The 6,713-nt window shown below is 65.5% G+C and carries 6 protein-coding genes; 2 read left to right on the top strand and 4 right to left on the bottom strand.

Going from position 1 to position 6,713, the window contains the following annotated elements:
• Positions 1 to 44: 44 nt before the first annotated feature.
• The 3 genes from FNH08_RS41120 to FNH08_RS53750 all read right to left on the bottom strand — a co-directional run bounded on the left by FNH08_RS41120 (position 45) and on the right by FNH08_RS53750 (position 3,484).
• Positions 45 to 1,202, bottom strand: coding sequence for an alkaline phosphatase PhoX (locus FNH08_RS41120; protein ID WP_322726292.1), 1,158 nt, complete (start codon positions 1,200 to 1,202; stop codon positions 45 to 47).
• 225 nt (positions 1,203 to 1,427) lie between these two features.
• Positions 1,428 to 2,360: an oxidoreductase gene (locus tag FNH08_RS41115; RefSeq protein WP_152776622.1), complete on the bottom strand. Its 933-nt coding sequence runs from the start codon at positions 2,358 to 2,360 to the stop codon at positions 1,428 to 1,430.
• A gap of 41 nt (positions 2,361 to 2,401) precedes the next feature.
• On the bottom strand, positions 2,402 to 3,484 hold the full coding sequence (locus FNH08_RS53750; RefSeq protein WP_322726291.1) for a response regulator transcription factor: 1,083 nt from the start codon (positions 3,482 to 3,484) through the stop codon (positions 2,402 to 2,404).
• A gap of 212 nt (positions 3,485 to 3,696) precedes the next feature.
• Between FNH08_RS53750 and FNH08_RS41105 the strand changes: the two genes are divergently transcribed.
• A complete protein-coding gene (locus FNH08_RS41105) occupies positions 3,697 to 3,897 on the top strand; it encodes a hypothetical protein (RefSeq protein WP_152776621.1) in 201 nt (66 codons plus the stop codon).
• Between the two features lie 547 nt (positions 3,898 to 4,444).
• Positions 4,445 to 4,765, top strand: coding sequence for a hemerythrin domain-containing protein (locus FNH08_RS52630; RefSeq protein ID WP_228034673.1), 321 nt, complete (start codon positions 4,445 to 4,447; stop codon positions 4,763 to 4,765).
• A 177-nt stretch (positions 4,766 to 4,942) separates the two neighbouring features.
• On the opposite strand, the gene FNH08_RS41095 is transcribed toward FNH08_RS52630, so the two are convergent.
• Positions 4,943 to 6,178, bottom strand: a complete 1,236-nt coding sequence (locus FNH08_RS41095; protein WP_152776620.1) for a hypothetical protein — start codon at positions 6,176 to 6,178, stop codon at positions 4,943 to 4,945.
• Positions 6,179 to 6,713: the final 535 nt, after the last annotated feature.

The following is a 6,713-nucleotide window of genomic DNA, read 5'->3' as shown; positions in this document are numbered from 1 at the left end:
CCCCGGCGCTCTGTGCGCCGGGGCCACCGTTGTGTGCGGTGCCGCTAGGACCGGAACGGCCCGGTCACCTCGTACGTGATCCCGCCCGACGAACTCCCGCTCGTCCCGCGCTGGCTGGAGAAGTACAGCCGCGTCCCGTCCGGTGAGAAGGCCGGGCCCGTGATCTCCGACGACGACTGCCCGTCGATCCGCAGGAACGGCGCGATCACGTCATTCGGGGTGATGACGCAGATCTCCATGTTGCCGCCGTCCTCCGCGACGAAGAGGTCGCCGGAGGTGGTGCCCGTGATGTTGTCGACTCCGGTGAGGGGAGCCGTGCCGTTGACGAGGGAGTCGTCGTAGGCCAACTCGTAGGTGTTGTTGGTGACGTTGAGCTGCCAGACGCGGTTGTCGCCCTTCGTGGTGAACCAGACCGTGTCGTCGGCGTAGTGGCAGCCCTCGCCGCCGTTGAAGGACTTCGATCCGGAGACCTGGGTGCGGGTGCTGGTGGGAGAGCCGTCCGGGTCGGGCACGTTCGCCCAGGTGAAGGAGCCGGAGGTGGCGCTGCCGGCGACCATCACCTGAAGGGTGCCGGAGGACAGGTCGCCCCAGGTCGTCGGCACGAAGCGGTAGAAGCGGCCGTTCGTCTCGTCCTCGGTCAGGTAGACCACCTTGCGCACCGGGTCGGCGGCGGCCGCCTCGTGCTTGAAGCGGCCCATGGCCGGACGCTGCACAGCCGCGTTCGTGCCCCACGGGTCGGTCTCGTACACGTACCCCCGGTCCACCTCCTCACAGGACACCCAGGTGTTCCACGGGGTCTTCCCGCCCGCGCAGTTCTGCCGGGTGCCGGACAGAATGCGGTACGCGCCGGTTACGGACCCGGTCGACGAGAACTTCACCGCGCTCGCACCACCGGACGGGTTGATCTCCGAGTTGGACACATAGATCCAGCCCGTGCCGTCGGCGTAACAGGCGCCTCCGTCAGGGGCGTTGTGCCAGGTGTACGAGGTGCCGCTGACCGTCTGGCCGGAGCGGGCGATCACGCGGCTGGTGAAGCCGCTGGGGAGCCTGATGCCGTTGGCGTCGGGTGCGCCGAGCGCGCCGTAGGGGCCTGTGCCCGGCTGGGCGGGTGCGGCGTACGCGGCGCCACGCCAGAGGGTGCCACCGAGGACGGCGGAGGAACCACCGATGACGGCCGCACGCAGCAAGGTACGACGTTCCACTTCTGCTCCAGGGGGTGTCGTGACCGCCCCGCCACCGGTCGGCGGCGGGGGTCGCGCGGGCACGGACACTAGAGGCGTGGGGTGGACATGTCATTGCCGAGCGATGACATGGGAGTGGTTCGGCCGAGGCGTGCCCTTCTCCCGGGCTACCCCTGGGCTGCCCTCCGGGCTGCTCCTGGGCTGCCGCTGGGCTGCCCCTGTTCTGCCGCTGTTCTGCCGCTGGGCTCAGGCTTTCAGCCCGTCGTACGCGACCCCCGTCAACCGCTCCGACTCCTCCCACAGCCGCTGTGCCGCCCTGTCGTTGAGCGTCCACGAGGCGCGCCACGACTTCGCGGGCGCACCGCGCCAGCCGAGGAGGGCAGGCCCCGTGAAGGAGTCGGGCTGGACGTCGGGGGCCGTGGCCGCGTACAGCGTAGGGAGGGCTCCGGAGTCAGCGGACTGGGCGAAGTAGCGGTTCCCGACGCGCACGAAGCGTTCGGCGGCGGTGCGGCCCTCCATTTTCACGCCCGCGGTCTGGAGGTTGGTGGCGGCGTACCCGGGGTGGGCGGCCGCCGCCACGACGTCGGAGCCGATGGCGGCGAGCCGACGCGCCAGTTCGTGGGTGAAGAGGAGGTTGGCCGTCTTCGAGCGGCCGTACGCGATCCAACGCCGGTACGTGCCCTCGCTGTTGAGGTCCCTGATGTCAATGTTGGACACGGCGTGCATCGTGCTGGAGACGGTCACCACGCGTGCGCCGGCCGTACGGAGCAACATCGGCGTCAACAGCCCCGTGAGCGCGAAGTGCCCCAGATGGTTGACCCCGAACTGCGTCTCGAAGCCGTCCGCCGTGCGCCCGTACGGCAACGCCATCACGCCCGCGTTGTTGACGAGCAGGTCGAGACGGCCGTGCTCCCGCTCGTACGCCGCCGCGAACTGCCGTACGGAGTCAAGCTCACCGAGGTCCAGCCGCACGAACTCGGTTGACGCGCCCGGCACTTCACTCACCAGGCGCTCTGCCGCTTCCCTTCCGCGCCCCTCGTTCCGACAGGCCAGCACGACACGCGCGCCCCGCCTGGCCAGTTCACGCGCGGTGACGTACCCGATCCCGCTGTTCGACCCGGTGACGACGGCGATACGCCCCGTCTGATCCGGGATGTCACTCGCTTTCCAGCCGGCCATGTAGCTCAGCACTCCCTCCACGAACGGGGTCGGTATCCAGCCTACGAGCGGTCGGCGAGACTTGGGTTCCCGCGCAGGTCGCGTTCAATGGCGTAGCGAATGAACTCCTGTCTGCTGTGCAGGGGCAGTTTGTCCACCATGCGTTGCACGTGTATCTGAACCGTGCTGGCGGAGAGGTTCAGGCGCGCCGCGATGGCCCGGTAGCTGAGGCCCTTTCCGACCAGGGCCAGGATCTGTGTCTCCCGCGGGGAGAGGGGTGGTGTCGGGTCCCTGACCGCGTCGGCCGACGGTACGGCGGCGCCAGGAACCGAGCCCGCGGCCGGCATGCCTTCCAGGGCCGAGCTGAACACCCGTTCGCCCGCGGCTGTCCTGCGCACTCCGTCGATCAGTTCCTCACGCGTCGACGACTTGAGCAGGTAGCCGGCCGCTCCCGCCGACACGGCCTGCCGTACGTCCTCGGTTCGCCGACTCGCAGAGAAGACCAGGACGCGCGCCGCCACGTCGGCGTCGCGCAGCTCACGGCAGAGGCGCGCCCCCGAGGCGTCCGGAAGGTCCATTCCGGCCACCACCACGTGAGGCGCGCTCGCACGTGCCTCGCGCAACGCCGTGGGCCCGTCGTCGACGCCTGCGACGACTTCGTAGCCCGCGGCGTTCAGCTGGGCGGCGATCTCCCGACGCCACAGCGGATGGCGGTCGACGACCAGGACGCGCGTGGCACCTCGCATGTCGGCGGACGGCCGGGACGTGGCACCTCGCATGTCGGCGGACGGCCGGGGCGTGGTACGTCCCGCAGTCGGCCTGTCGGGGAGTGGTGCCGTCGCGGTGGTGCTCCGGGGGAGGGTGGCCTCACCTTCTACGGCCTGGGGGCCGCCGCGCTCTTCCGTCTCGGCGAGGCGCGCCGCCACCCACAGGTCGCGGAACAGCTCCACGTCTCCGCCCAGAGCGCCCACCACGATCTCGAGGGGCCGCCAGCGCGGTGCCTCGGGGCGGGTCAGCACCCGATGGACGGTGTCATGGCTGAGCAGCCGCGTACGGTCGGCCAGCTCTCGCATGCTGGGCTCGCCGCCGCGCAGATGCAGCAGGTGCAGGGCGCTCAGGAGGTCCGCGAGGGGACCTGCCGCCACGTCGGGTCTCCGTATGCGGGCCATGCGGCTCCCAACTCGCGCGGCTGGACGACGCTGTCCGGTCCTGTCAGATTTTGTCGAACAGCATGTACAACATACTCAGACGTCCCTGAGTATTCCAGGTAAATGCCGCTCCAGTGCGGCGAGTTGTGAATCTCTCCAGGCCCACGTCTGCTGTGGGGCACGGAGAGCCGTCTCCTTGGGAGTACTCAGTGGACCGACGCCGGACCGAACCCGCCCCGAAGCCGCTGTTGTCCCTCCGGGCCGCTGTGATCCTGCTCTTCGGGGCCGTGGGCGCAGTCGCGGCCGGATGCCTGTCCGCGTTCGCCGGGGCGTCCTGGGCACAGGCCGCCCTCACGGGTGCGGGCGCCTTCCTGGCCCTAGTGACGTTCCTGAACGCCATCATCGGCTGACGGGTCGCATCGGCGCCCGCCCGCACCTCACCCGCCGGGCCATGCCGCGTGACAGGACCGGACGCACAAGGGTGCGGCGGCAGCCCCCTCACGGGGAGCCGCCCTCTCCTGGTGCTCCGGAGCCGCCACCGATCAGTGACGGCCTGGGACCGACGGCGGCTCCGGGTCGATGCGCGTAGTCAAGCCTGAGGAACCAGGCGGTTCGGAAAAGGACCGGGCGATGGTAGCTGCCGCTGAGCTGATTCACCTTGACGGCGTTTGTCTTGCGTTGATGCGATTGACAGATCGTTTATTTCGTTGGGAGGACCTTGGATCAGCGTCGCGTGCCCCCGGCGAAGAGGCCGTCGAGGCATGGAGGCGTCGATTCTCGGGAACATCCTTGACGAAATCCCACGGGCGCCTGACGGCGTTCGGCAACCAGTTGATCGAAGTATACCTCTGACTCCGCAAGGAACTCGCAGCTCTGCGTCAGGACGTCGACGCTTATCTCGCTGGCGGCAGGCGGATCCGCGAGTTGCGGACCCACTGACTGACCTTCTGCCCGGCATTGGAGCGGCACCACAACGGCGAAAACGATTTGGCGTTCGTCAAGGTCGCCGAGCAGTTCCCCGAGCTGCTCCCTGTGCTGGAGGAGTTGCAATGCGACCACCAACTGGCGGACGACTCCTTGCAACGACTCGAGACGCTCGTCGCTGAACTGGACCGGGAGACGGACCCCACCGAATTCCGGCGCGAGTTGGACAGCCTCGCCGCGCTCATCGAAACGCACTTCACCTACGAGGAAAGGCGAATCATCTCGGCGCTCAATGCGCTGAAAGTGCCGAGTTGGGACCGCACTCGGCCCGCGTTCCTGCTCACCGACGACTAGTCTCCCGTAATCCGATTCGCGTCAGTTCGCATTGTTAGCCTAGAAGATCATGGCCCCAACGTCGTGCTTTACCGGGCAGCTCCACATACTGCCCGACGCGCTGGAAGTTTACGGGGCCATATCACTCGCGTTAAAGCGGCTCCAGCCCAAGCCGCTACGCCGACCTCCGCGACCTTCCTAGGGATCCACCCGGTACTCCACACTGGTCGTGAATCCTCTATTGCGTCGATACGGATCGACCTTCTGCAGCTGCGATTCTCCGCCCTTGACTTCACTGCGCCCGGTAGCCACGAACTGCGTTTCAAGGAAGTGGACGGGAAGCCCCGCTGACGGCTCACGAAAATATACTCGCGCCACAGGCTCATCCCCCAATTCGTCGCGAATTAGACTTTCATCCGGAAGAACTACCTGTCGACACAAAATTTCCCCTCCCATAGGGTCACCCTTCGGGCGACAGGGCTCAAATTCCTCCAACTCCCCAGATCCGCGAGTAATAACGGAAAGGAATACCGTTAGCCTCATCTTGTCTTGTGCATCATTCATTGCATCAAACACAAAAGACGTTCTCAGTCTCTGCCCAGGCGTCAGGTGCCCTCCGGGTCGAATCAATCGCCCAACCTTGAGCAATCCTTTGCAATTGCCTCCCTCTGCCCAGCTCACCCGCTTCCGTTCCTTTAGGGATTCCTTGATCTGATCATTGCTAATTTGATGGTTCGGCGGCACATCATGGCCAGTGATGGTATACACGGCATCGAGAACGTCAACTTCACCTGCCCCAATATTATGCAGGGTCACGGCCCCTTGCATATGAGTAATGTCGCCGTATCGCCCGACTTCGCGCAATTCGGAGGTCACATCCACCCGAGGCCGCTCATGCGCAGGCTTAAAGAACGTCATGTACCAGAACTGAAGCAAACCGAGAGCGGGAAGCAGGGCAACAAAAATCCCCCAGGTGAGATTCATAGCCCGCGAGTTTGCCAGGACTGCCCCAATAGTCACAAATGCTGCACAAGCAAGCAGCAACCCGGAAACTGCAATAATTGAAATGTCGAGCACATCGTGGACACCGTCACCGCCAAACTCGATCCGAAACGGAACGATGAGTAGAGGGACCGCAGACGCTTGCCCCACGATTGCACTGGGGAATTCCCATGCGTAAATTTCTGGATGCCGCAATCCCAGAGCCCGCCTGTCTCTATACTCCTTCTCCATATCCCAAAAGGCGATCGCGTTTACCCCGCCCACAATGATACGCAGGAGTCCCGTGAGCACTTGCGTGCTTCCGCAGCGGTAGATGTCAATTCCTGCGGTCGCCACAAATAGGGTGGCATCGAACAGTGCAAGCCACCGGAACTGTCGCACGTTCACCATCCACCAAAACGCAATTTTGATGGACTCCAAGATTCGCTTCATGCGTAGATGATTGCGCTAGGTTTAGCTGCGCGGACGGAGGCCGATCGACATCCTTGAAGGTCCACTCATGCGGAGTAGCAACACGGACCACTGGCAACAACTTTGCTCAAGTGAGCCGTTGTGCTGCCGCACGAAGCAACGTGGGCTCAGCCCCGTGAAGGGGCCTATCCAGGACCGTTCCGACGCCGTAATCACACCAGCCACTACAAGATCATCTCACCTCAGACCAGGGACTGCGGGCGACCATCAGGCGCGCAGGATTCGTATGGCGAGCAGCGTCTGCCAGGTCCAGCCGATAGTGAGTGACACGCGCTGGATCAGTCCGCCGAGGTCGACCCACCGTTGATGCTGGCTGCACGCGGCACTGACCAGGGGTCACGTCCGCTGGAGTGGTGTATTGACGGCCATTCGGTGATCTCGGTTTGAGGCTATGCGGTGAGTTCGGTGGGCAGGGCGGTCTCGTCGGTTTCTGACTCGATCGGGTGGAGGCGGGCCTTGCCGAGCAGGTCGAGTCCCATGTAGCGGCGGGCCTCGG

The organism is Streptomyces spongiae (assembly GCF_009377185.1).
Lineage (GTDB): Bacteria > Actinomycetota > Actinomycetes > Streptomycetales > Streptomycetaceae > Streptomyces > Streptomyces spongiae.
The sequence above is the reverse complement of the archived record's forward strand: the minus strand, read 5'-3'. Positions and strand labels throughout refer to the sequence as shown.